The 23087-nt window shown below is 60.4% G+C and carries 23 protein-coding genes; 11 read left to right on the plus strand and 12 right to left on the minus strand.

Going from position 1 to position 23087, the window contains the following annotated elements; genetic code table 11:
* Nucleotides 1–62 precede the first annotated feature (62 nt).
* From relA to QMX84_RS21135, 5 genes are all read right to left on the minus strand, one after another.
* The gene (relA, locus tag QMX84_RS21115; protein WP_048369728.1) at nt 63–2318 is read right to left on the minus strand and encodes a GTP diphosphokinase; all 2256 of its coding nucleotides are present in this window, start codon (nt 2316–2318) and stop codon (nt 63–65) included.
* A 119-nt stretch (nt 2319–2437) separates the two neighbouring features.
* Nucleotides 2438–3790: a 23S rRNA (uracil(1939)-C(5))-methyltransferase RlmD gene (gene rlmD, locus QMX84_RS21120; RefSeq protein ID WP_282364699.1), complete on the minus strand. Its 1353-nt coding sequence runs from the start codon at nt 3788–3790 to the stop codon at nt 2438–2440.
* Entirely contained in the window at nt 3790–4692 is a 903-nt protein-coding gene (cysM, locus tag QMX84_RS21125; RefSeq protein WP_153333871.1) for a cysteine synthase CysM, read from the minus strand. The genes rlmD and cysM overlap by 1 nt, the downstream gene beginning before the upstream one ends.
* A gap of 178 nt (nt 4693–4870) precedes the next feature.
* On the minus strand, nt 4871–6238 hold the full coding sequence (locus QMX84_RS21130; protein ID WP_153329070.1) for a sensor histidine kinase: 1368 nt from the start codon (nt 6236–6238) through the stop codon (nt 4871–4873).
* On the minus strand, nt 6228–6944 hold the full coding sequence (locus QMX84_RS21135) for a response regulator transcription factor (protein WP_153329072.1): 717 nt from the start codon (nt 6942–6944) through the stop codon (nt 6228–6230). The genes QMX84_RS21130 and QMX84_RS21135 overlap by 11 nt, the downstream gene beginning before the upstream one ends.
* A gap of 210 nt (nt 6945–7154) precedes the next feature.
* On the opposite strand from QMX84_RS21135, the gene QMX84_RS21140 reads away from it, so the two are divergent.
* From QMX84_RS21140 to QMX84_RS21155, 4 genes are read left to right on the plus strand one after another with little or no spacing between them, the layout of a single operon-like run.
* Nucleotides 7155–9920, plus strand: coding sequence for a response regulator (locus tag QMX84_RS21140; protein WP_282364705.1), 2766 nt, complete (start codon nt 7155–7157; stop codon nt 9918–9920).
* A 39-nt stretch (nt 9921–9959) separates the two neighbouring features.
* Entirely contained in the window at nt 9960–10949 is a 990-nt protein-coding gene (locus QMX84_RS21145) for a 2-hydroxyacid dehydrogenase (protein ID WP_282364700.1), read from the plus strand.
* Nucleotides 10950–10976: 27 nt separating this feature from the next.
* A complete protein-coding gene (locus tag QMX84_RS21150) occupies nt 10977–11414 on the plus strand; it encodes a hypothetical protein (RefSeq protein WP_048369716.1) in 438 nt (145 codons plus the stop codon).
* Nucleotides 11411–11815, plus strand: a complete 405-nt coding sequence (locus tag QMX84_RS21155) for an META domain-containing protein (protein WP_282364701.1) — start codon at nt 11411–11413, stop codon at nt 11813–11815. The genes QMX84_RS21150 and QMX84_RS21155 overlap by 4 nt, the downstream gene beginning before the upstream one ends.
* A 190-nt stretch (nt 11816–12005) precedes the next feature.
* On the opposite strand, the gene QMX84_RS21160 is transcribed toward QMX84_RS21155, so the two are convergent.
* Nucleotides 12006–12467 carry a TlpA disulfide reductase family protein gene (locus tag QMX84_RS21160; RefSeq protein ID WP_048369713.1) on the minus strand — a complete coding sequence of 154 codons (462 nt, stop codon included), beginning with the start codon at nt 12465–12467 and terminating at the stop codon, nt 12006–12008.
* A 124-nt stretch (nt 12468–12591) separates the two neighbouring features.
* On the opposite strand from QMX84_RS21160, the gene arsC reads away from it, so the two are divergent.
* The 3 genes from arsC to QMX84_RS21175 are packed head-to-tail and all read left to right on the plus strand — an operon-like array spanning nt 12592 to nt 13947.
* Nucleotides 12592–12945, plus strand: a complete 354-nt coding sequence (gene arsC / locus QMX84_RS21165; RefSeq protein ID WP_262125260.1) for an arsenate reductase (glutaredoxin) — start codon at nt 12592–12594, stop codon at nt 12943–12945.
* Complete coding sequence (gene wrbA, locus QMX84_RS21170; protein ID WP_048386760.1) at nt 12942–13547, plus strand: NAD(P)H:quinone oxidoreductase; 606 nt, start codon at nt 12942–12944, stop codon at nt 13545–13547. The genes arsC and wrbA overlap by 4 nt, the downstream gene beginning before the upstream one ends.
* On the plus strand, nt 13540–13947 hold the full coding sequence (locus QMX84_RS21175) for a DUF2069 domain-containing protein (RefSeq protein ID WP_262125257.1): 408 nt from the start codon (nt 13540–13542) through the stop codon (nt 13945–13947). The genes wrbA and QMX84_RS21175 overlap by 8 nt, the downstream gene beginning before the upstream one ends.
* Before the next feature lie 11 nt (nt 13948–13958).
* On the opposite strand, the gene QMX84_RS21180 is transcribed toward QMX84_RS21175, so the two are convergent.
* A complete protein-coding gene (locus QMX84_RS21180; RefSeq protein ID WP_282364702.1) occupies nt 13959–15095 on the minus strand; it encodes a DSD1 family PLP-dependent enzyme in 1137 nt (378 codons plus the stop codon).
* Nucleotides 15096–15191: 96 nt separating this feature from the next.
* Here QMX84_RS21180 and QMX84_RS21185 point away from each other — a divergent pair, with 96 nt between their 5' ends.
* Nucleotides 15192–16100 carry a LysR family transcriptional regulator gene (locus tag QMX84_RS21185; RefSeq protein WP_282364703.1) on the plus strand — a complete coding sequence of 303 codons (909 nt, stop codon included), beginning with the start codon at nt 15192–15194 and terminating at the stop codon, nt 16098–16100.
* Between the two features lie 52 nt (nt 16101–16152).
* Complete coding sequence (locus QMX84_RS21190; RefSeq protein WP_262125255.1) at nt 16153–16779, plus strand: helix-turn-helix transcriptional regulator; 627 nt, start codon at nt 16153–16155, stop codon at nt 16777–16779.
* On the opposite strand, the gene QMX84_RS21195 is transcribed toward QMX84_RS21190, so the two are convergent.
* The 4 genes from QMX84_RS21195 to ttcA all read right to left on the minus strand — a co-directional run bounded on the left by QMX84_RS21195 (nt 16732) and on the right by ttcA (nt 19792).
* On the minus strand, nt 16732–17139 hold the full coding sequence (locus QMX84_RS21195) for a RidA family protein (RefSeq protein WP_262125254.1): 408 nt from the start codon (nt 17137–17139) through the stop codon (nt 16732–16734). The genes QMX84_RS21190 and QMX84_RS21195 overlap by 48 nt on opposite strands.
* 30 nt (nt 17140–17169) lie before the next feature.
* Entirely contained in the window at nt 17170–18135 is a 966-nt protein-coding gene (locus QMX84_RS21200; RefSeq protein ID WP_282364704.1) for a threo-3-hydroxy-L-aspartate ammonia-lyase, read from the minus strand.
* A 105-nt stretch (nt 18136–18240) separates the two neighbouring features.
* Complete coding sequence (locus QMX84_RS21205) at nt 18241–18912, minus strand: DNA-3-methyladenine glycosylase I (protein ID WP_262125250.1); 672 nt, start codon at nt 18910–18912, stop codon at nt 18241–18243.
* A 55-nt stretch (nt 18913–18967) separates the two neighbouring features.
* Nucleotides 18968–19792 (minus strand): tRNA 2-thiocytidine(32) synthetase TtcA, encoded by an 825-nt coding sequence (ttcA, locus tag QMX84_RS21210; protein WP_262125249.1) that lies wholly within the window; start codon nt 19790–19792, stop codon nt 18968–18970.
* A 266-nt stretch (nt 19793–20058) separates the two neighbouring features.
* Between ttcA and QMX84_RS21215 the strand changes: the two genes are divergently transcribed.
* Entirely contained in the window at nt 20059–20661 is a 603-nt protein-coding gene (locus tag QMX84_RS21215) for a Yip1 family protein (RefSeq protein ID WP_048369698.1), read from the plus strand.
* Nucleotides 20662–20813: 152 nt separating this feature from the next.
* Entirely contained in the window at nt 20814–21308 is a 495-nt protein-coding gene (locus QMX84_RS21220; protein ID WP_262125247.1) for a SprT family zinc-dependent metalloprotease, read from the plus strand.
* 48 nt (nt 21309–21356) lie between these two features.
* Here the strand turns inward: QMX84_RS21220 and QMX84_RS21225 are convergent, their stop codons facing one another.
* Nucleotides 21357–22694 carry a dicarboxylate/amino acid:cation symporter gene (locus QMX84_RS21225; RefSeq protein WP_048386849.1) on the minus strand — a complete coding sequence of 446 codons (1338 nt, stop codon included), beginning with the start codon at nt 22692–22694 and terminating at the stop codon, nt 21357–21359.
* Nucleotides 22695–23087 lie beyond the last annotated feature (393 nt).

Here is a 23087-nt window from a genome sequence, read left to right on the forward strand (position 1 = left end):
AGCTTGCCTCGCGATCTTTTAAAGGTCAAAAGATCGCGAGGCAAGCTCGCTCCTACAAGAGATCAACGCGGCTCGCTACGCCCGATACGGCGGGTTTCGATGATGTTCGGCAGTTGCGATATACGCCCCAGCAAACGCCCCAATGCATCCAGCCCCGGGATCTCGATGGTCAGGGACATCAACGCGGTGTTGTCCTCTTTGTTCGAGCGGGTGTTGACCGCCAGTACGTTGATGCGCTCGTTCAACAGCACTTGCGATACATCGCGCAGCAAGCCCGAACGGTCGTAGGCACGGATTTCGATATCGACCGGGTACGTCGACACCGGGATCGGCCCCCAACTGACCTGGATGATCCGCTCCGGCTCACGGCCGCCCAACTGCAGCACCGAGGCGCAGTCCTGACGGTGAATGCTCACGCCACGCCCCTGAGTGATGTAACCGACAATCGCATCGCCCGGCAGCGGCTGGCAGCAGCCGGCCATTTGGGTCAGCAGGTTGCCCACGCCTTCGATCTGGATGTCGCCGCGCTTACCCGGTTTGTAGCCCTGGGCCTTGCGCGGAATCAGCTCGATCTGTTCGCTGCCGCGTTCAGGCTCGACCAGTTGCTGCGCCAGGTTAATGAGCTGAGCCAGACGCAAATCGCCCGCCCCCAGCGCCGCAAACATGTCCTCGGCGGTTTTCATGTTGGCTTTGTCGGCGAGCTTTTCGTAGTCCACCGCAGGCAAGCCCAGGCGGCCCAGCTCACGTTCAAGCAAGGTTTTACCGGCCGCGACGTTTTGATCACGGGCCTGCAATTTAAACCAGTGAACAATCTTCGCCCGCGCCCGCGAGGTGGTCACGTACCCCAGGTTGGAGTTCAGCCAGTCGCGGCTCGGCGTGCCGTGCTTGCTGGTGATGATCTCGACTTGCTCGCCGGTTTGCAGGCTGTAGTTGAGCGGCACAATGCGCCCGTTGATCTTCGCACCCCGGCAGTTATGGCCGATTTCGGTGTGCACCCGGTAAGCGAAGTCCAACGGCGTCGCGCCCTTGGGCAGGTCAATGGCATGCCCGTCCGGGGTAAAGATGTAGACCCGATCCGGCTCGATATCGACCCGTAACTGATCGGCCAGGCCACCGATGTCGCCCAGCTCTTCGTGCCACTCCAGTACCTGGCGCAACCACGAGATTTTCTCTTCGTACTGGTTGGACCCGGCTTTCACGTCGGTGCCTTTGTAGCGCCAGTGCGCGCACACCCCAAGCTCAGCCTCTTCGTGCATGGCATGGGTACGGATCTGTACTTCCAGCACCTTGCCTTCCGGCCCGATCACCGCCGTGTGCAACGAGCGGTAGCCGTTCTCTTTGGGGTTGGCGATGTAGTCGTCAAACTCTTTGGGGATGTGCCGCCACAGCGTGTGGACGATGCCCAGCGCGGTGTAGCAATCGCGCATTTCCGGCACCAGCACCCGCACGGCGCGCACGTCATAGATCTGGCTGAAAGCCAGACCCTTGCGCTGCATTTTGCGCCAGATCGAATAAATGTGTTTGGCCCGGCCGCTGATGTCGGCGTCAACCACCCCGGTGGCCTCAAGCTCGGTGCGCAACTGGTTCATCACATCGCTGATAAAGCGTTCGCGGTCCAGCCGGCGCTCGTGCAGCAAGGTGGCGATTTGTTTGTACTGCTCAGGCTCCAGATAGCGGAAGGACAAGTCCTCCAGCTCCCACTTGATATGGCCGATGCCTAAACGGTGCGCCAGCGGCGCATAAATATCGAAGACCTCGCGGGCAACGCGGATGCGCTTCTCGTCCGAGGCACTTTTGACTTCGCGGATGGCGCAGGTACGTTCGGCCAGCTTGATGAGTGCTACGCGCACGTCATCAACCATCGCCACAAGCATTTTGCGCAGGTTTTCGACCTGCCCCTGAGAGCCCATCACCATGGATTGGCGGGGGCTGAGGCTGGCGCTGATCGCGGCCATGCGCAGCACGCCATCGATCAGCTTGGCGACCACCGGGCCGAAGCGCTGGCTGACCGCAGGCAGTTGAATCTGCCCTTCGCGTACGCCGCGATACAAAATCGCCGCGACCAGCGAGTCTTGATCGAGCTTGAGATCGGCGAGGATTTCAGCAATTTCCAACCCGGTTCGAAAGCTCGACGCGCCCTCAGTCCACAGGTTTTTTGCTGCATTGGCTTGCTGTTCCGCCTCACGTGCGTACTCACACGCTTCTTTCAAGGCTTCACGGTCCAGCGCCACATCGACACTCACCGCATGATCAAGCCATGCCTCGAGGTTGAGACTGCCGTCAGTGTTGATCGGCTGGTGTGCTCTGACCTGTACCATCTTGCTTACCTTCCCTACGGCGCAGGTTTGATGCGCCGATATACCGACCCGAATCCCAACCCCATGCTCCAGGGTTTAGTGGCATGGGATTGCGGGCCCGTCGAAATAGACAGACCATCCTAGTCTGCTTCAAATAACGCCATCGCCTCGACATGCGCGGTTTGCGGGAACATATCGAGGATTCCGGCACGTTTTAACCGATACCCCTGTTTCATCAACTCAACCGTGTCGCGAGCCAGCGTAGCCGGGTTGCACGACACATAGACCAAACGTTTGGCCCCCAGCCCCGACAGCTTGCGCACCACCTCAAAGGCCCCGTCACGCGGCGGGTCAAGGAGGACAGCGGCAAAACCCTGCGAGGCCCATGTTGCATCCACCAAGGGCTGCGACAGGTCGGCCTGAAAAAACGCTGCATTATGCAGCTTGTTACTGACCGCGTTTTGCGCGGCGCGTTCGACCATCGTTGTAACGCCCTCGACGGCCACCACTTCGCGTACCTGACGCGCCAGGGGTAATGCGAAATTACCCAGCCCACAGAACAAGTCAAGAACCCGTTCGTCAGCCTGCGGCGCCAGCCAGTCCAGCGCTTGCGCAACCATGGCTTCGTTGACCCCGGCATTGACCTGAACAAAGTCACCCGGCCGGTAGGCCAGTTCCAGGTCCCATTGGTGTAAACGGTAGCCCAAGGTCTGCGTCAAATCGACCGGTTGCGGCTCACCATCGCCATGTAGCCACAACTGGGCATGATGGGTGGCGCAAAAATTCTGTAAAACCTGCACGTCGGCTGCGCTGAGCGGCGCCATATGGCGCAGCAACACGGCATTCGCCGAACCGCTGAACAACTCGACATGCCCCAGGGCTTTCGGATTGCTCAACTGGCGCAGCATGGCCGGCAGCCCGCTCATGATAGGTTGCAAAGCCTGTACCAGCACCAAACAGTGGTCGATGGCGACGATGTCCTGACTGCCGGCAGCCCGAAAGCCAACGTCCAGCCGCTTGGCCCGTGCGTCCCAACGCACCGCGATGCGGGCCCGGCGGCGGTAGCCAAATTCTGGCCCGGTCAACGGCGCTGCCCACTCGTCGGGCTCGACACCGGCCACGCGGGTAAGTTGCTCGGCGAGCATGCGCTGTTTCAGTGCAAGCTGTTCGTCGTGGGGCAGATGTTGCACGCTGCACCCACCGCACTTGCCGGCCAGCTTGCACGGCGCCTCGCGACGGCTGGCGCTGGCGGTGAAGACCCGCTCAGTGCGCGCCTCGACCACTTTGCCGTGTGCCCCCAGCACCCGGGCTTCGACTTCTTCACCGGCCAAAGCCCCCGAGACAAACCAGGTGCGCCCTTCAATAAAGGCAATACCACGGCCGTCGTTGGCCAGGCGCTCGATCCTCAAACGCTGTTTTTTACCCGTAGGCACTTGCGGGGCCTTGGTGCCGCCAGCAGGCTGGAAGCGCAGGCCTCTCTCTTGCTTAGCCATCAGTTGGGCGCATCGTAAAGGCCAGTCGACAGGTAACGGTCGCCACGGTCGCAGATGATGCCGACAATCACGGCGTTTTCGACCTCTTGCGACAGGCGCAGCATGGCGGCTACCGCACCACCCGAGGACACGCCGCAGAAGATGCCTTCTTCGCGGGCCAGACGACGCATCACGTCTTCGGCTTCGCGTTGGGCCATGTCGACAATCCGGTCAACCCGTTCGGCTTGATAGATTTTGGGCAGGTATTCGGTCGGCCAGCGGCGAATGCCCGGAATGGCCGCGCCTTCCATCGGCTGCAAACCGACGATCTGCACGTTAGGGTTTTGCTCTTTGAGGTAGCGCGAAACACCCATGATGGTGCCCGTGGTGCCCATCGAGCTGACGAAATGGGTAATCGTGCCCTGGGTTTGACGCCAGATCTCCGGGCCCGTGCTGGTGTAGTGCGCCTCTGGGTTGTCACCGTTGGCGAACTGGTCGAGGACCTTGCCACGGCCTTCGGCCTGCAGCTTGTCGGCGAGGTCGCGAGCCCCTTCCATGCCCTCTTCCTGGCTGACCAGAATCAGCTCGGCGCCGTAGGCGGTCATCCCGGCCTTGCGCTCGGCGCTGGAGTTGTCCGGCATGATCAGGATCATCTTGTAACCCTTGATCGCAGCGGCCATGGCCAAAGCAATCCCGGTGTTGCCCGAGGTGGCCTCGATCAAGGTATCGCCGGGCTGGATCTGCCCACGCGTTTCGGCGCGGGTGATCATCGACAGCGCAGGACGGTCCTTGACCGAGCCCGCCGGGTTATTCCCTTCGAGCTTGAGCAATAACGTATTGGTGGTGTTGCCAGGCAGGCGCTGCAAGCGCACCAGCGGCGTGTTACCGATGCAATCGGCGATAGTTGGGTACTGCAAGGTCATGGCGTATTCGCAATCCAGACTGCGGGGTCGCACATCATACCGACAAACACCGAGAGCCCATATCACGCAAAGTGTGAAGCTTATGGCTAAAGGCTATAAGCAGAAGGAATAAAGTTTGTAGGAGCGAGCTTGCCTCGCGATCTTTTGATCGTGAAAAGATCGCGAGACAAGCTCGCTCCTACAGGTGGGGCGGGTCTGCGATGGGCAGGCGCAGGTGCACGCGCAGCCCGTGTTCGGTGTTTTGCGCCCATAAGCGGCCGCCCTGCAGGCGCAAGGCGTTGCGTGCGATGCTCAGGCCCAGGCCAAAGCCGCCATCACCAGGGCGTGAACCGTCGAGACGGGTAAACGGGGCAAAGATGCGCTCAAGGGCTTCTGGGGCCACACCGCCGCCCTGGTCGTCGAGCCACAGGTGCCACTCATCGCCTTCACGCTGGCCATTGAGGCTAACGGTGCCTTCTGCCGGGGAATGCCGAATGGCGTTGCGCAGGATGTTTTCCAGCGCCTGCGCCAGGCTGTTGAGGTGGCCTTTGACCCAGCAGTTGGCGTCGAGGTTGCACGGCAGCCGCGCCTGGGGCCAGCCGCTTTCAAAACGCGCGTTTTCGGTGAGCATCTCCCACAACGCCTGGATCTGGATGTCTTCGACCGGCAGTGGCCCGCGCTCGGCATCCAGCCAGGCCAGTTGCAAGGTGTCTTCAACCAGCCGTTGCATGCCGTCCACTTCGCGGCTCAAGCGCTCGCGCAGAGCTTCAACACCCTGTTCGCTGTCGCAGGCCACGCGCAATCGGCTCAACGGTGTACGAAGTTCGTGGGACAAGTCGCGCAGCAACTGTTGCTGCTGGTTGACTGTGGTCTGCAAGCGCTCGGACATTTGGTCAAACGCGCGGCCCAATTCGCCCAGTTCGTCCTGACGGCTGGTGGTCTGGCTCGACAGCCGCACGCCCAACTGATCGGCACGCCAGGCATTGGCTTGCTCACGCAGCTGGTTCAGCGGCACAATCAACAGCCGGTACAGGCCCACGCACAGCAGCAGGGTGAACACTCCGGGGATCACGCCATTAATCAAAAACCGCCAGATCAATTGCGAAAGCCCCGGCATGTAGCGCTGCGGCAGTTCAATCACCAGATATCCGGCAGACGGGTCTTTGGGGAACGGCACTTTGATCCACGGGCGCACGCGGTTGATATGGCTGATGGGCCAGTCCAGCCCGCGCAAAAAAGTCATGCGCTGTGCTTCCTGGTCTCTCAACGGGTAACTGCTCAGCGACTGCAAATCCGGGCCGAGCACGCCGACCCAGCCCCGCTCGGTTTTGCCGAAGGCTTGCAGCCATTGATCGACGCCGGTTTGCTGGCCGCAGTTCCAGGCCTGTTCGGCTTCACCGGCATAACCTATCAGCGTGCTCTTGGCCTCATCGGTTAAATAGCCGGTGCGTTTGTCCATGTAGCGGCCCCAGGACCAACTGAGCCAGATCATCAACAAGCAGAAAGCCACCAGCAAACACGCCAGCTTCCAGAATAACGAGTGTTTACCGGGCAACTTAGAGCGCATCGCTGGCGCTCAACACATAGCCTTTGCCCCACACCGTGCGCACTTCCCGCTCGTGATAGCCGATGGCCTTGAGCTTGCGACGGATTTGGCTGATGTGCATGTCCAGGCTGCGGTCATGGGCTGAATAGCCACGCTGCAACACTTGCTGATAAAGGAACGGCTTGCTCAACACCTCGTCAGCGTTGCGTTGCAGGGTGTCGAGCAAGCGGTATTCACTGCGGGTCAACCCGGCCCACTGCTGACCGTAACGGGCGTCGGCCGCGTCTTCATCGAGCACCAGCGCGCTTTCGGCCAACACCGTCGCTTGGGGCGGCATGCGGTCCAGCGCCACCCGGCGCAAGATCGCCTGAATCCGCACACGCAACTCAGCCATGCTGAACGGCTTGGGCAGGTAGTCATCGGCGCCCAGCTGAAACCCGCTGATGCGGTCGGCCTCCGCCCCCAGCGCCGACATCAAAATCACCGGCAGGGCATGGGTCTGGCGCAACTGCGTGAGCACCTGCAGGCCATTCATGCCCGGCAACAAGATGTCCATCAGCACCACATCAAAGTGTTCATCTCTGGCGCGGTTCAAGCCTTCCTGGCCGTTTTGGCACCACACCACCTCAAACCCGCAGCGCACCAATTGCTCATGCAAATAGGTGCCCAGAACGGGGTCGTCTTCAATGGCCAAAAGGCGCGAGGGCTGAACGGCTACGGGATTCATTAACGTCTGCTAGTCATTCTCAATCGCTGATTATTCTAGATTGAGCCTGCACGAGCAACCGGCATGGCCGTTGCATTGCCTTTAAGGGGGCGCTGTTCGCACTGGATGTAAATTTACAAAGATTTGCCACGTATCAAATGGCTACACTGCGAGCTGATCTATAACGAACGTCATAAGGATGCATTGATCAATGCCGGGCTGGAGAGTGGTGTGCTGAAAAACCTCGGGATAAAAGGCCGCGTATTGCTGCTGACCTTGCTGCCCGTCACCTTGATGGCGGTCGTGCTGGGGAGCTACTTCACGTGGCTGCAGCAATCAGAACTGGAATCACAGTTGCTGCAACGCGGTGAAATGATCGCCGAGCAACTCGCACCGCTGGTTGCGCCCGCCATGGGTCGGCATGACACCGCCCTGCTGCAACGTATCGCCAGCGAGTCCCTTGACCAGCAAGACGTGCGCGCCGTGGCGTTTTTGAGCGCCAATCACGAGCCGCTGGCCCACGCCGGGCCGACCATGCTCAATCAGGCGCCGATGGGCAACAGTTCGCAATTGCTGCAACGCACCGACAGCGATGCCACGCGCTATTTGCTCCCGGTATTTGGCCGCCACCGCAACCTGGCGGGCGACGTCATCCCCAATGAAGCCCACCGTTTGCTGGGCTGGGTCGAACTGGAACTGTCGCACCACAACATGCTGTTGCGCGGCTACCGCAGCCTGTTCGCCAGCCTGCTGTTGATCGCCACCGGTCTGGTGCTGACCACCCTGCTGGCCTTGCGCATGAGCCGCACGATCAATTCACCGCTGGACCAAATCAAGCAAGCCGTGTCCCAACTCAAGGACGGCCAGTTGCAGACCCGCCTGCCAGAACTGGGCAGCCAGGAGCTGAACGAGCTGGCCTCGGGCATCAATCGTATGGCCGAAACCCTGCAAAACGCGCAGGAAGAGCTGCAACACAGCGTCGACCAAGCCACCGAAGACGTACGCCAAAACCTCGAAACCATCGAAATCCAGAACCTGGAACTCGACCTGGCGCGCAAAGAAGCCCTTGAAGCCAGCCGCATCAAGTCAGAGTTTTTGGCCAACATGAGCCACGAAATCCGTACGCCGCTCAATGGCATTCTGGGCTTCACCCACTTGCTGCAAAAAAGCGAGCTCACCCCTCGCCAGTCCGATTACCTGCACACCATCGAAAAGTCGGCCGACAACCTGCTCGGCATCATTAACGAGATCCTCGACTTCTCGAAAATCGAAGCCGGCAAGCTGGTGCTCGATAGCACCCCGTTCAACCTGCGCGACTTGCTCCAGGACACCCTGACCATGCTCGCCCCCTCGGCCCACGAGAAAGGCCTGGAGCTGGTCAGCCTGGTGTACCGCGACACGCCGCTGTCGTTGGTGGGCGACCCGCTGCGCCTCAAGCAAATCCTTACCAACCTGGTTAATAACGCGATCAAGTTCACCCGCGAAGGCACGATTGCCGTGCGGGCCATGCTTGAAGATGACGACGACAACAAAACCAGCGGCGGCGTACAACTGCGCATCAGCGTGCAAGACACCGGCATCGGCCTGACCAATCAGGATGTACGGGCGCTGTTCCAGGCCTTCAGTCAGGCTGACAATTCACTGTCGCGACAAACCGGCGGGACCGGTTTGGGCCTGGTGATTTCCAAGCGCCTGGTGGAGCAAATGGGCGGCGAGATTGGCGTCGAAAGCCAGCCGGGTGAAGGCTCGGTGTTCTGGATCAGCGTCAACCTGCCCAAAGCCCATGATGATATTGAAGACCTGCCCGTCGCGCCTTTGCTCGGCCATCGCGTGGCCTTGCTGGAAAAACACGACCTGGCCCGTCAGGCCATGCTTCACCAGCTTGAAGACTGCGGCCTGAGCGTGACCCCGTACCTGACCCTGGACAACCTCACCAACGGCGTGACCACCGCCCACCAAACCGAAAACACGATTGAGCTGGCGGTGCTGGGTGTGACGGCCCATGACATCCCGCCCGAGCGCCTCAACCAGCACATCTGGGACCTTGAGCACCTGGGCTGCAAGGTCATGGTGTTGTGCCCGACCACGGAGCTGGCGCTGTTCAATACCGCCGTGCCCAACCCCCACAACCAGCTCCAGGCCAAGCCGACCTGCACGCGCAAATTGCGTCGCTCGCTGATCGAACTCATCAACCCGCAGCAAGCCCGTCACGAGCCCGGCGAGATACTGGCCAGCCGTGCGCCGCGGATTTTGTGCGTGGACGACAACCCCGCCAACCTGCTGCTGGTGCAAACCCTGCTCGAAGACATGGGCGCCAAGGTCACGGCCGTTGACAGCGGTTACGCCGCCGTTGATGCGTTCAAGGCCGAAGACTTCGACCTGGTCCTGATGGACGTACAAATGCCCGGCATGGATGGCCGCGAAACCACTGAAGTGCTACGCCAGTGGGAGCAACAGCGCCAATCTTCGCCGGTGCCGATTGTCGCGCTGACCGCCCATGCGATGGCCAACGAGAAGCGCGCCCTGCTGCAAAGCGGCATGGACGATTACCTGACCAAACCCATCAGCGAACGCCAACTGGCGCAAGTGGTGCTGAAGTGGACTGGCCTGGCCTTGCGCAATCAAGGCAGCGACGGCACTCAGGAGCCCGTGCGCCAAGCCAACAAACTGGCGGTGCTCGATGCCGAGGAAGGCTTGCGCCTGGCGGCGGGCAAGGCCGATCTGGCTGCCGACATGCTGTCGATGTTGCTGGCGTCGCTGGAAACCGACCGCCTGGCCATCCTTCAGGCTAGTGAAGACAACGACACCGTGGCCTTGATCGAGCGCGTACACCGCTTGCACGGCGCGACCCGTTACTGCGGCGTGCCACAATTGCGCGGCGCCTGTCAGCGCAGCGAAACCCTGCTCAAGCAAGAAAGCCCGGCCGCCGACGCAGCCCTTGAAGAACTCGACCAGGCAATTTTGCGTCTGGCGCAAGAAGCGCGCAGCTCGGCGTAACCTCTGTTTGCGGTATCACCCATTGCCAAGGAAGCACTGATGCGCACGATTCTTTTCAGCAGCCAGACCTACGATCAAGACAGTTTTACCGCCGCCACACAGCCCGGCGACCTTGAACTGCACTTTCAACCGGCGCGCCTGAGCTTCGATACCGCCGCGCTGGCCCATGGCTATGAAGTGGTCTGCCCGTTTATCAATGACGACTTGAGCGCCCCGGTGCTTGAGCAACTGGCGGCTGCAGGCACGCGCCTGATCGCCCTGCGTTCCGCCGGTTACAACCATGTTGACCTGGCGGCGGCCAAACGCCTGGGGCTGAGCGTGGTACGGGTACCGGCGTACTCGCCGCACGCCGTGGCGGAACACGCCGTGGCGTTGATTCTGGCGCTTAACCGTCGCCTGCACCGCGCCTACAACCGCACCCGCGAGGGCGACTTCACCCTGCACGGCCTGACCGGTTTTGATCTGGTGGGCAAAACTGTCGGTATCGTCGGCACCGGGCAGATCGGCGCCACCTTCGGCAAAATCATGGCCGGTTTTGGCTGCAAGCTGCAGTGCTTTGACCCCTACCCCAATGCCGAACTGGTGGCACTGGGCGCCGAATACGTGAGCCTCGCGCAGTTGCTCGCCAGTTCGCACATCATCAGCCTGCATTGCCCGCTGACTGCCGATAACAAGCACCTGATCAACCGCGAGTCACTGGCCACCCTGCAACATGGCGCCATGCTGATCAACACCGGGCGCGGTGCGCTGGTTGATACACCGGCCCTGATCGAAGCGCTGAAAAGCGGCCAGTTGGGCTATTTGGGCCTGGACGTGTACGAAGAAGAAGCCCAGTTGTTCTTCGAAGACCGCTCCGACCTGCCCTTGCAAGACGACGTGCTGGCGCGCCTGCTGACCTTCCCGAATGTGATCATCACCGCGCACCAGGCCTTTCTGACCCGCGAGGCGCTGAGCGCGATTGCCAGTACCACGCTGGACAATATCGCCGCCTGGCGTGAAGGCACCCCACAAAACCTGGTCGAAGGTTGATAGCATAGCGGCCTATTTGGAGGACCCATGGTCGAACACGATTTCCGCTACAACCTGCTTAGCCCGCAGCACACCTTGATTGAATGCCGCGCATTGATGCCGGGCCGTTATCAAGTCACCGGCAACGGCGGCTCCATCCAGCACGGCGACGTGCTGATCGTGACCCTCAAAGGCAGCAAGGACTTGTCCATGCGCCTGAACGTCGAAAAAGTGCGTCACCTGATCAACCCCCGCGGTCAGTGGGTGGCCGTGGCCAACGGCCCGGTATTCGGTGAGCTGGCGATTCATGAATGGCAAGTCAACTGTGACGGCTGCGCCAAAGAACTGAAATTCGAGTTCGCAGTCGACGCCAAACTGGGCACCAAGGCCCAAAAGCCTGCGGCCAGCGCACGGATTGCCGAACTGGGCTGGAGCACTGAAGGCAGCAAACACCTGTGCCCGCAATGCCAAAAGGCTGCGCTATGAAACGCGGGTTCCTGCTGGCCTTGCTGGGCGCCAGCCTGGTGGGCTGCGCAGGGCACTCCGCGCAATTGCAGCGCAACCATGCTTACGTGGTGGAATGGATTGGTGAGCGTCCGTTGATGGACTACAGCCACCTGACCGTGACCTTCGACGAAAGCGGCCGCGCCTATGGCAATGGCGGTTGTAACCACTGGTTTGCACCGTACACCCTGGACGGTGACAAGCTGACCTTTGGCCCGGTCGGCAGCACCCGCAAAGCCTGCGCCCCGGCGTTGATGGAGCAAGAGCAACGGTTCTTCAAGGCCTTGCAGACTGTCGAGCGCTGGGACATCTCGCCGATTGAGCAAGTGCGTTTCTGGCCGGCTGAAGGCCTGCCGTTGCGGCTGTGGCCTGAAGATAGCTGACCCGTAGGCTGCGATCTTTTAACCTTCAACATCAAAAGATCGCAGCCTGCGGCAGCTCCAGCTGTATCGCGTACCCCTGTAGCCGCTGACGAGGCACGAGGCTGCGATGGGTTGCGCAGCGACCCCAAAACCCTCTCAACCCCCAAGATCAAAAGATCGCGAGGCAAGCTCGCTCCTACAAGGGTATGGCCTAGCCCTTCAATTCCTTCAACTTGGCCAAGATCCCCGCCGCGGTTTGTTCGCCCAGCAACTGGGCGCGGACCTTGCCCTTGTCATCGATGATGTAGGTCACCGGCAAGGCTTCACTGCGCGGCAGGTCAAAGGTGTCGGCCGGGTCTTGGGCCAAGACGGTAAAGGTGATGCCCAGCGCGGTGCTGGCATCGTTCAGTTCCTTGCCCTGCAAACCGTCAAAGTTAACCCCGAACAAACCCACCGATTGCCCCTGCAACTGGCCTTCCAGCGCATTCAGCTCGGGGATTTCAACGCGGCACGGCCCGCACCATTCGGCCCAGTAGTTGATCACTTTCCATTGCTTGTCCAGACGTTCGGACGCGACCTTCTCTCCATGTTGATCGACCCCGTAATCATTCCCGCACCCGGCGAGCAATAACGTAGCGGCGACGGCAGTGGCCGCCAACAGTCGCTTGAACATGTGCTGTTCCTTCTCATTTAAGCCAACAAAAGACATTAACAGGCGACCAATGACCGCACACGGTTCAGACACGCCTGTGAGGCGAGTAGAATACCCGCCACCTTACGCAAGAAGCGACCCGCTCATGACTGATCTGACGCTTTATCACAATCCGCGCTGCTCTAAATCACGCGCTGCGCTCGAAATTCTCGAAGCCCGTGGCCTGGCACCGACCGTGGTGCGCTACCTTGACACCCCGCTGGAGGCCACGCAACTGCGCAGCCTGCTGGGCAAACTGGGCCTCAGCGCACGCCAATTGCTGCGCTCTGGCGAAGACGAATACAAAACCTTGAACCTGGCCGACACCAGCCTCAGCGAAGAGCAACTGATCGCGGCGATGGCGGCCCACCCCAAGCTCATCGAACGGCCGATTCTGGTCGCCGGTGACAAGGCGGTCATTGGTCGACCACCGGAACAGGTTCTGGAGATCCTGCCATGAGCGCGCCTTATATCCTGGTGCTGTTTTACAGCCGCCACGGTGCCACCGCCGAAATGGCCCGGCACATTGCTCGCGGCATTGAGCAAGGCGGCATTGAAGCGCGCCTGCGCACCGTACCGGCGATCTCCACCGAGTGCGAAGCCGTGGCCCCGAGCATTCCTGAGGACGGCGCGCTGTACGCCAGCCTCGATGACCTGAAAAATTGCTCAGGCCTGGCGCTGGGCAGCCCCACCCGCTTCGGCAACATGGCTGCGCCGCTCAAGTACTTTCTGGACGGCACCAGCAACCTGTGGCTGACCGGCGCACTGGTGGGCAAACCCGCAGGCGTGTTCACCTCCACTGCCAGCCTGCACGGCGGCCAGGAAACCACGCTGCTGTCGATGATCATGCCGTTGCTGCACCACGGCATGCTGATCACCGGCCTGCCATACAGCGAGTCGGCGCTGCTCAACACCACCGGTGGCGGCACGCCGTACGGCCCGAGCCATCACGCAGGGGCTGACGGCAAGCGCAAGCTGGATGAACACGAAATCGCCCTGTGCCGGGCGCTGGGGCTGCGCTTGGCGGCTACCGCCCAGAAGCTGGAGAGCCCGCGTGGCTAAAAAGCCCAAGGTGTTGCCGCCGATCGAGTGGCTCACGCCCCGCGTGCGGTTGATGCGCGGGGTCAGCCTGGCGTGCTTTTTCGGCCTGATCGGTTTGTTGTGCGTGTATTACCTGGTATTCGCCAACCTGCACGGCGCACGCCCTTGGGTGATCTTGCTGATTGAGCTGGTGCCGCTGCTGATCCTCGTGCCCGGCATGCTCAAGGGCAGCCCGCGCGGGTACTCGTTCACCTGCTACGTGGTGAACTTGTACCTGCTCAAAGGCGCGCTGGCGGCATTCGATCCGAACCGGCAACTGTTCGGCCTGCTGGAAATCGCCGCCAGCGTGGCGGTGTTCGTCAGTGCGCTGCTGTTTGTGCGCTGGCGCTACCAGTTGGATCGCCGCCTGGCGGGTGAGTAAGCGCCAAATACTCACCAGCCGTTGTGGCGGGGCCATGGGCGGGCCTCGCCGCGTTCATCCAGCGCCTGATAAGCCGAATACTGCGCGCCTGTCGCGCAGGCATGGTTGGGCAACACACGCAGGCGGGTGCCGATCGGGAAGCGCTGCTCAATGTCGACGTTCTGGCCTTTTTCGAAAGACGCCACGCCGTGTTCCTGGTTGGCCGAGCGCAATTGCAGCCCTTCGATAAGTTCGCCCGCGCTGTCGCACACCAGCCCATAGCCATAATCGCTCGCCTGGGACTGCGTGCCACGGTCGCGGCTCATGGCCATCCAGCCGGAGTCGGTGATGATCCAGCCCTTTTCTGCCTGATGGCCGATCACCGTGGTCAGCACGCTCAAGGCCAATTCGTCGAGGCGGCACACGCCGACGTTATGCATCACCAGATCAAAAAACACGTACACCCCGGCCCGCAGTTCGGTCACGCCCTCCAGGTGCAGCGCCGACAAAGCCGTCGGCGTCGAGCCCACGCTCACCTCCGGGCAGGGTAAACCCGCAGCGCGAATAGCCTCGGCGGCCTTTACGCATTCAGAGCGTTCAAGCTCGGCAATCGCCTGCAAGGCCTCCAGGGTGTTCAGGCTGTAGCTCTCCCCGGCATGGGTCATCACCCCTTTGAGCACCGCGCCCCCTGTGTGCAGGATGCGCGCAATCTCGACCAGCACCGGGTCATCGCTGCGTACACCAGAGCGGTGGTGATCGCTGTCTATTTCGATAAAAACGTCAAACGACTCGCCCTGCGCACGACCGAACTCGATGATCGCCTTAGCCCCGGCCACGCTGTCGGTGATTATCGTCAGCCCGCAGCCCGCGCGGCGAAGGGCCAGGGCTTGGGTGAGTTTGCCCGGCGCCATGGCCACGGCGTAGAGAATGTCGGTGATGCCCTGCTGAAAAAACGCTTGGGCCTCTTTGAGTGTGGACACCGTTATGCCCTGGGCGCCCGTCGCAACTTGCGCCTCAACCACCGCCGCGCACTTGCTGGTTTTGACATGCGGGCGCAAGCGCACCCCCAAACGGTCAGCTTGCGCCTGCATGCGCTGAATGTTGCGCTGCATGCGGGTGACGTCGATCACTGCTGCGGGGGTATCGAGGGTGTCAATGCAAGCCGTCATTAAAGTGCTCTCTTGGGTGTCTGTGAGCGTGCAACTGTAGGATGTACGGTATATTTTTGGTTAACGTTCACTTAATCACTTATTAAGAATTGCTTAATGATCACATTCTCCGACCTGGAACTGGTGACCACCCTTTGCGACTCCGGCTCGTTAAGCGAAGCGGCGCGCAAGCTGCGGGTCACCACGGCGGCGCTGTCCATGCGCCTGCGCAAGCTGGAAGCGCAACTGGGCCTCAAGCTTGCCAGCCGTGACGCAAGGCGCCTGGTGCTGACCGAAGAAGGTGAACGCATGGCTGAGGAAGGCCGTCGGCTGCTGAGGTCCCTTGAAGAGTTGTCGGATTCGATGGTGGCCGACGACGAACGCCTGCAAGGGGTGATCCGCCTCTCGGCGCCGTTTGGCTTTGGCCGGTTGCGCATCGCCCCGTTGCTGGCCCGGTTTGCCAAACTGCACCCCAAGCTGCGGGTTGAGCTGGACCTGCAAGAAGCCCCCTGGCCTGACCGCAACCATTGCGATGCAATCATCCATATCGGCCCGATCAGTGACAGCTCATGGACCGCCCACACGCTGGCCTCCAATGAACGCTGGCTGTGCGCCAGCCCCGCGTACTTGAAGCAGCACGGCACACCGCAAACCCCGGAAGACTTGCTGGCGCATCGCTGTATTTGTATTCGCGAAAATGCCGACCACGCCACGCTCTGGCACCTGAGCCAGGGCCAGCAGCGCAAGTCGCTGCGCATTCTGGCGGCCATGGTCAGCAATGACGGGGCTGTGGCGCGGCGCTGGGCCGAGCAGGATCTGGGCCTGGTGTTGCGCTCGCAATGGGACGTGGTCGACTCGATTGCTCAAGGCAGCCTGACCCGCGTGCTGAGCGACTGGGCGTTCGACACCGCGCCGATTTTGCTGCTTATCCCGCCGCGTAAAAACAGGTCGCGCAAAGTCCAGGCGCTGGCCTCGTTCCTGAATGAGTCATTCAAATCCAAAGGCCCGGAGAAAAGCCGCGCCTAGGCTGTTATCGTCCCCTCATTGAAACCGTTTATTGACGCTGGAAATCTTCAACATGAAGCGCACTACCCCCGAGCAACTGGCGCTCATCAGTCAGATGGAGCACATCGCAGAAGGCTTGAGCCAAACGTTCAGCCCCTTTTGCGAGGTGGTTTTGCATGATCTGCGCGACCCCGAGCACGCCATTCTGGCCATTCACAACAACCTGTCCGGCAGGGCCGTCGGGGACCCGGCGACTGAGCTGGGGCTGGCGCGCATTGCTGACCCGGCCTACCCGCAGGTGATTGCCAACTACCCCAATCAGTTCAAGGACGGTCGCCAGGTCAAAAGCACCTCGATCGGCATCAAGGATTCTTCGGGGCATTACGTGGCTGCGCTGTGCATGAACATTGACCTGACCCTGTTCAAAGGGCTGCAGGGCATGCTCGAACAGTTCGGCGCCTTTCACGGCGAGCGCCCGCACGAAACCCTTGAGCCCAGCGGCGCAGAGACCATCCGGGCACGGATTGATCAGTTTGCCGCACGCCTGGCCACCACGCCCCGCGCCCTCAAGGCGGCTGACCGCAGAGTGCTGCTGCAAGAGCTGAAAGACGCGGGCCTGCTGGACATCAGAAAAGCCATGGAAACCGTGGCGTCACACCTCGGCGTATCCCGCGCCACCGTGTACAGCGACACGCGCTAAGGCCTCAATTTCGACCAAGTAACCATGATGCAGCTCGGGCACCGGCACCACGGCACGTGCCGGGCGATGGCTGCCCAACAGCTCGGCGTAGACCTGATCAAAGGCCGGCCAGTGCTGCACACCGGCAACGTAAACAGTCACTTTGAGCAAATCACTCGGCTCGCCGCCCGCCGCCTTGAGAATGGCCAGCAGGTTATTCAGCGCAATCTGTGCCTGCTCAGTAAATGACGCTTCAAGGTTGTGAGCGCCAGAGGGGCTTACCGGCAGTTGCCCCGAGATATACAGCGTGCCTTGGTGGCTGATGGCTTGCGAATAGTGGCCAGCCGGGGGCGACGCCGCATCAGTGCTTATGATGTTCATGGATCACCTGCGTGAGAGAGCGTTGTGGGTTCAGGACTGCAGAAGTGTGCCGAGTTTCTCGATGTCGATATTGCCGCCGGTGATCATCACGCCGACACGCTGGCCCTGAAGCTCAGCCTTGTATTTTCTGACGGCCGCCAGCCCCAGGCAGCCGGTGGGCTCGACCACCATCTTCATGCGTTCAGCAAAGAACTTCATGGCCCACACGAGCTCTTCATCGGTCACCGTGACGATCCGGTTAACGCCGTTGAGGATAATCGGGAACGTGTACTGCCCCAGGTGCTGGGTTTGCGCGCCATCGGCGAGGGTGTCGGGGGTATCAATGTGAACAATTACCCCTGAATTGAACGACTGCTGGCCGTCATTACCGGCCAGCGGCTCAACCCCGATCAGGGTGCAATCAGGTGACAGCGCACGGGTCGACAGCGTGGTGCCCGAAAGCATGCCGCCACCGCCCAGGCCGACAAACAGCGTGTCCAGCGGGCCGACACTGTCGAACAGTTCCTTGGCCGCCGTGCCCTGCCCGGCCAATACGTCCGGGTGGTCGTAGGACGGGATCAACGTCATACCGCGCTCAGCGGCCAGCGCCTTGCCGATCGCTTCGCGGTCCTGGGTGTAACGGTCGTAGAAAATCACCTCGGCGCCGTAGCCCTTGGTTGCCGCCACCTTGGCGGCGGGGGCGTCCGTGGGCATGACAATGATCGCCGGGACCTTCAGCAACGACGCTGCCAGCGCGATGCCTTGGGCGTGATTGCCCGAAGAGAACGCAACCACGCCGCCCTGGCGCTGAGCCTCAGTGAATTTAGCCAGCGAGTTGTAGGCGCCCCTGAACTTGAAAGAGCCGGTGCGCTGGTAGTTTTCGCATTTGAAAAACACCTGCGCGCCGATGTCGTTATCAAGCGTGCGCGAGGTCAGAACAGGGGTCACGTTGGCGACCCCTTCGAGCCGCTTCGACGCGTCGATGACCGCTTGATAGGTGGGCAGAGTGATTGGCATAGCGGCAGGTCCTCGACGAGTGAGCAGACCCAGACATATTATCCAGAATCAGACAAACCGTAAACAACCTGACAAACCGTCTATCACCGTCCCGCTATCGCGTGATTAGTGATTCACGGTAAACGCCAGCATCTGCGACAACTGGCACATCGGCCTACCGCTTTCAGCGTGCCACTGGTTGAAAGCATCTTGCACAATCGCCAGGTCGCGCAGGCTGGTCGGTACTTTATCTACCAGCTTCTGTGCATTGAGCGCCGCCACAACGTCATAGCTCGGCACAAAAGTGTCTTTGCCGACCATGCGCAAGAAGCGTGGCGCCGACAGGCCGCCCAGCTGGTTACCGTGTTTGGACAGGTACTTCCACAAGCCAACAATGTCGGTCACCGGCCAATCGGCGATAAACGCGCCGAAGCTGCCGTGTTCGTGGGCAATGTCGAGGATCAGTTGGGCATTGCGCGGCACGCTCTTGAGCTTGCCCAAGTGGCGAATGATCCGCGCGTCCTGCATCAGCCGCTCCAGGTGCTCAGCGCCCATCAGCACGACTTTTTCCGGGTCGAAGCCAAAGAACACTTCTTCAAACACCGGCCATTTGGCGTCCACCACGCTGTGTTTGAGCCCGGCACGAAACACCCGCAGCGCCAGGGTCGACAGGTAGCGGTCGTCCGGGATCTTGCGCAGTTGCGCGGGCGTGCGAGGAACGGGCAATTCGGCTTCCAGCGCGGCGGACGAACCAAAACGGTTCAAACAATATTCGTGCAGCCATTTGTAGTCGCGCATGCCCTCTCCTCTGGGTCAGTGGGGTGTCACATGGGTTTCAGAGCCGTGAGCGGGCTTAGAGGTTCAACAGATTAACGAAACGCGGGGTCGCGGTTTCGTCGATTTTAAGGCTGGCGAAGTCAAACAGGTTGCGGTCCGCCAGTTGCGACGGGTTCACGTGTTGCAGGCTGCGGAAGATGCTTTCGGTGCGGCCCGGGTGCTTGCGTTCCCACTCTTGCAGCATGTCTTTGACCACCTGGCGTTGCAGGTTTTCCTGCGAGCCGCAGAGGTTGCACGGAATAATCGGGAACTGCTGCAAATCCGAGTACGCCTGAATGTCCTTCTCGTTGCAGTACGCCAGCGGGCGAATCACCACGTTACGCCCGTCGTCGGAGCGCAACTTGGGCGGCATCGCCTTGAGGGTGCCGTTGAAGAACATATTGAGGAAGAACGTCTCAACGATGTCATCACGGTGATGACCCAAGGCCATTTTGGTCGCGCCGATTTCGTCGGCGAAGGTGTACAAGGTGCCACGGCGCAGGCGCGAGCACAGCGAACAGGTGGTCTTGCCTTCCGGGATCAGTTCCTTGACCACCGAGTAGGTGTCTTTTTCGACGATGTGGTACTCCACGCCCAGCGACTTGAGGTACGCCGGCAGCACATCTTCCGGGAAGCCCGGCTGTTTCTGGTCCATGTTCACGGCCACGATCGAGAACTGGATCGGCGCGACCTTTTGCAGGTGCAGCAGCACATCCAGCAGCGTGTAACTGTCTTTACCGCCCGACAGGCACACCATCACCTTGTCGCCGTCTTCAATCATGTTGAAGTCAGCCACCGCCTCACCGGTCAATCGGCGCAGGCGTTTCTGGAGTTTAAGTTGAGAGACCGAGAGAGTGCCCATAGCGCTTCAATTCCGCGAGTTAAGACCAAAAGCCGGGCATTTTACTTAAAAAAACCGCGCACACGAACCCCCGCCCCCACTTAGACCACATCGCGATAAGCCTAGACCTAACAAAGTGATTAGCTCTAAAGGACTAGGGCGGTCCGGTACAAGGGTTTCTATACTCAATTCAAGGCCCTGCACCTGCACACCAGAGGCATGTGTGCCCGTGCGCGGCTGCGGGAACCCCTATCAAGGACGATGCGTTTGAAACAGGAGTGAGCGCCATGATCCATCACGTTCTAGGTCTCTTTACCCACCCTGATCAAGAGTGGCGCGAAATCCGTGTCGACGCCGAAAAAAGCGTCAGCCGCATCTACCTCACCCACACCTTGATCCTGGCGGCAATCCCGGTGGTTTGCGCGTTTATCGGCACCACTCAGGTCGGCTGGAAGATCGGCGGTAATCCGCCGGTCATGCTCACCCTCGACAGCGCGCTGTGGATGAGCGCCTTGTCTTACCTGGCCATGTTGGTGGGCGTAGGCGTCATGGCGAGTTTTATCCACTGGATGGCCCGCACGTACGATGCGGTGCCGAGCATGGCCCGCTGTGTGGCGTTTGCCACCTACACGGCAACCCCCTTGTTTATTGCCGGGCTCGCGGCGCTGTACCCGCAAATGTGGCTGGCGCTGCTGGTGGGCACGGCGGCCATTTGCTACACGGTGTTCCTGCTGTTCGTGGGCGTACCGACCGTGATGAACATCGACCCGGATGAAGGCTTTTTGTTTTCAAGCTCGATCCTGGCCGTGGGCTTGGTGGTGTTGGTGGCGATTATCGCGTTCAGCGTGATCGTTTGGGGGCTGGGGATTGGGCCGACGTATATCTCTTGAGCCTGCTTTAAAGGTGCTCGCGATCTTTTGAAGATCAAAAGATCGCGAGGCAAGCTCGCTCCTACAGTGATCGGGGCAGACCATTCAGCGCCAAGCGCTTCGGAACCTTTTCCGCTTGCGGCATAATCGCCGCCTCTGGAGACCCGAACCGCATGCCCGAGTTACTCAACACCCGCGTCGAAGACTGTTTCAAACAGGCCGAATTGTTTTTTAAGCGGCCTTTCAAGCGCCCTATAGTCAGCTTCAAGCTGCGCGGCCAAAAGGCCGGAGTCGCCCATCTGCATGAGAACCTGCTGCGTTTCAACCCGCAGCTGTACCGTGAAAACAGCGAAGACTTTCTCAAACAAACCGTCCCCCACGAAGTGGCACACCTGATTGCCCACCAATTGTTTGGCGACCGCATCGCGCCCCATGGCGAGGAATGGCAGTTGATCATGCGCGGGGTTTACGAGTTGCCGCCTAACCGCTGCCACACCTACGCGATCAAGCGACGCACCGCAACGCGCTACATTTACCGCTGCCCATGCCCCGACAGCGATTTCCCCTTCAGCGCCCAGCGTCATAACCTGGTCAAGCAAGGCCGGCGCTACCTGTGCCGCCGCTGCCGCCAGACGCTGGTGTTCAGTGGCGAGGCCCGGGTCGAATAACGCCCATAAAAAAACCCATCCGAAGATGGGTTTTTCAGGCGCTTAACGTTACTTCATGACTTGCGACGGCATCTGGCCTTCAGCAACCAGTTGGTCGTCTTCTGGCAGGGTGTTGTCCAGCGGGCTGCCGCCCGACGCCAGCTCGCGCTGCATCACGTCGACGTCCAGTTCTTTAACCCACTTGGCCACAACCAGAGTCGCTACAGCGTTACCGATCAGGTTGGTCAGGGCGCGGGCTTCGGACATGAAGCGGTCGATACCCAGAATCAGCGCCAGGCCAGCCACCGGCAAGTGGCCTACAGCCGACAAGGTCGCCGCCAGTACGATAAAGCCGCTACCGGTGACACCCGCCGCCCCTTTGGACGACAGCAACAGCACCAGCAACAGGGTGATCTGGTGGGTGATGTCCATGTGGGTGTCAGTGGCCTGAGCAATAAACACGGCCGCCATGGTCAGGTAGATCGAGGTACCGTCGAGGTTGAACGAGTAACCGGTCGGGATCACCAGACCCACTACCGACTTCTTAGCACCCAGACGCTCCATTTTCACCAGCATGCGTGGCAGTGCCGATTCCGACGAAGACGTACCCAGTACGATCAGCAGTTCTTCACGGATGTAGCGGATCAGCTTGACGACGCTGAAGCCGTGAGCGCGTGCGATGCTGCCCAGCACCAGCAGTACGAACAGTACGCAGGTCACGTAGAAGCAGATCATCAGTTGACCCAACTGAACCAGCGAGCCCACACCGTAAGCACCGATGGTGAACGCCATGGCGCCCAATGCACCCAGCGGCGCCAGCTTCATGATCATGTTGATGATGTTGAACATGACATGAGCGAAGCGGTCGATGAAGTCCAGTACCGGCTTGCCGTAGGCACCCAGGCGGTGCAGGGCAAAGCCGAACAGGACCGAGAACATCAGCACTTGCAGGATGTCGCCGTTGGCAAACGCACCGACGATGGTCGACGGGATCACGTTGAGGATGAAGCCAACGATGCTTTGATCGGCGCCTGCTGTCACGTAAGCCGCGACTTTAGAGGCATCCAGCGTGGACACGTCGATGTGCATGCCAACACCTGGCTGCACCACGTTAACCACCACCAGACCAATGATCAGGGCCAGGGTCGAGACAATTTCGAAGTACAGCAACGCATAACCACCGGTCTTGCCAACCGACTTCATGCTCTGCATGCCGGCGATACCGCTCACAACCGTACAGAAAATAATGGGTGCGATAACCATCTTGATCAGTTTGATAAAGCCATCGCCCAACGGTTTAAGCGCAACACCGGTTTCAGGGTAGTAATGGCCCAGCAAGATACCGATAGCAATCGCTGCGATTACTTGCACATACAGAGATTTGTACAGTGGCTGACGAGTCGTCATTGCAAAGTTCCTCAAGTGCATCACACCGTCGTCATTCCATCCGGGACGGCTGATACCTAAAGCGCGAACCCTCCTGTACTTGGAGGGATTTGTTGTTTCGAGCTGCTCTATCGGCAACTCTCGCAACACTCTTTGCAAGCCACGGGCCACTTTGCACAAAACCGCTGCAATGGCTTATTGCACGGGCATTTGTAGGAAATTGACTATACGCTTTGTAGGACAATGCTTGGCGGATTTCCGCCCTTTGGCGGGTTTTCGGCAGGCGAAATGGCGGATACCCGCCTGATGAATTCGAAGCCCATCTCTGTAGCTACAGTGTGGGAGCGGGCTTGCTCGCGATGCAGTCAACCCGGTATGCCTGTTACACGTTGTCGATCCAATCGCGAGCAAGCC

It is taken from the genome of Pseudomonas sp. PS01297, from assembly GCF_029959305.1.
In the GTDB taxonomy this organism is placed as follows: Bacteria; Pseudomonadota; Gammaproteobacteria; order Pseudomonadales; family Pseudomonadaceae; genus Aquipseudomonas; species Aquipseudomonas helleri.

Excerpts from the sequence above, each read along its gene's own strand:
- relA (WP_048369728.1), bottom strand. The coding sequence starts at position 2,318 with ATGGTACAGGTCAGAGCACACCAGCCGATCAACACTGACGGCAGTCTC.
- rlmD (WP_282364699.1), bottom strand. The coding sequence starts at position 3,790 with ATGGCTAAGCAAGAGAGAGGCCTGCGCTTCCAGCCTGCTGGCGGCACC.
- cysM (WP_153333871.1), bottom strand. The coding sequence starts at position 4,692 with ATGACCTTGCAGTACCCAACTATCGCCGATTGCATCGGTAACACGCCG.
- QMX84_RS21130 (WP_153329070.1), bottom strand. The coding sequence starts at position 6,238 with ATGCGCTCTAAGTTGCCCGGTAAACACTCGTTATTCTGGAAGCTGGCG.
- QMX84_RS21135 (WP_153329072.1), bottom strand. The coding sequence starts at position 6,944 with ATGAATCCCGTAGCCGTTCAGCCCTCGCGCCTTTTGGCCATTGAAGAC.
- QMX84_RS21145 (WP_282364700.1), top strand. The coding sequence starts at position 9,960 with ATGCGCACGATTCTTTTCAGCAGCCAGACCTACGATCAAGACAGTTTT.
- QMX84_RS21150 (WP_048369716.1), top strand. The coding sequence starts at position 10,977 with ATGGTCGAACACGATTTCCGCTACAACCTGCTTAGCCCGCAGCACACC.
- QMX84_RS21155 (WP_282364701.1), top strand. The coding sequence starts at position 11,411 with ATGAAACGCGGGTTCCTGCTGGCCTTGCTGGGCGCCAGCCTGGTGGGC.
- QMX84_RS21160 (WP_048369713.1), bottom strand. The coding sequence starts at position 12,467 with ATGTTCAAGCGACTGTTGGCGGCCACTGCCGTCGCCGCTACGTTATTG.
- arsC (WP_262125260.1), top strand. The coding sequence starts at position 12,592 with ATGACTGATCTGACGCTTTATCACAATCCGCGCTGCTCTAAATCACGC.
- wrbA (WP_048386760.1), top strand. The coding sequence starts at position 12,942 with ATGAGCGCGCCTTATATCCTGGTGCTGTTTTACAGCCGCCACGGTGCC.
- QMX84_RS21180 (WP_282364702.1), bottom strand. The coding sequence starts at position 15,095 with ATGACGGCTTGCATTGACACCCTCGATACCCCCGCAGCAGTGATCGAC.
- QMX84_RS21185 (WP_282364703.1), top strand. The coding sequence starts at position 15,192 with ATGATCACATTCTCCGACCTGGAACTGGTGACCACCCTTTGCGACTCC.
- QMX84_RS21190 (WP_262125255.1), top strand. The coding sequence starts at position 16,153 with ATGAAGCGCACTACCCCCGAGCAACTGGCGCTCATCAGTCAGATGGAG.
- QMX84_RS21195 (WP_262125254.1), bottom strand. The coding sequence starts at position 17,139 with ATGAACATCATAAGCACTGATGCGGCGTCGCCCCCGGCTGGCCACTAT.
- QMX84_RS21200 (WP_282364704.1), bottom strand. The coding sequence starts at position 18,135 with ATGCCAATCACTCTGCCCACCTATCAAGCGGTCATCGACGCGTCGAAG.
- QMX84_RS21205 (WP_262125250.1), bottom strand. The coding sequence starts at position 18,912 with ATGCGCGACTACAAATGGCTGCACGAATATTGTTTGAACCGTTTTGGT.
- ttcA (WP_262125249.1), bottom strand. The coding sequence starts at position 19,792 with ATGGGCACTCTCTCGGTCTCTCAACTTAAACTCCAGAAACGCCTGCGC.
- QMX84_RS21215 (WP_048369698.1), top strand. The coding sequence starts at position 20,059 with ATGATCCATCACGTTCTAGGTCTCTTTACCCACCCTGATCAAGAGTGG.
- QMX84_RS21220 (WP_262125247.1), top strand. The coding sequence starts at position 20,814 with ATGCCCGAGTTACTCAACACCCGCGTCGAAGACTGTTTCAAACAGGCC.
- QMX84_RS21225 (WP_048386849.1), bottom strand. The coding sequence starts at position 22,694 with ATGACGACTCGTCAGCCACTGTACAAATCTCTGTATGTGCAAGTAATC.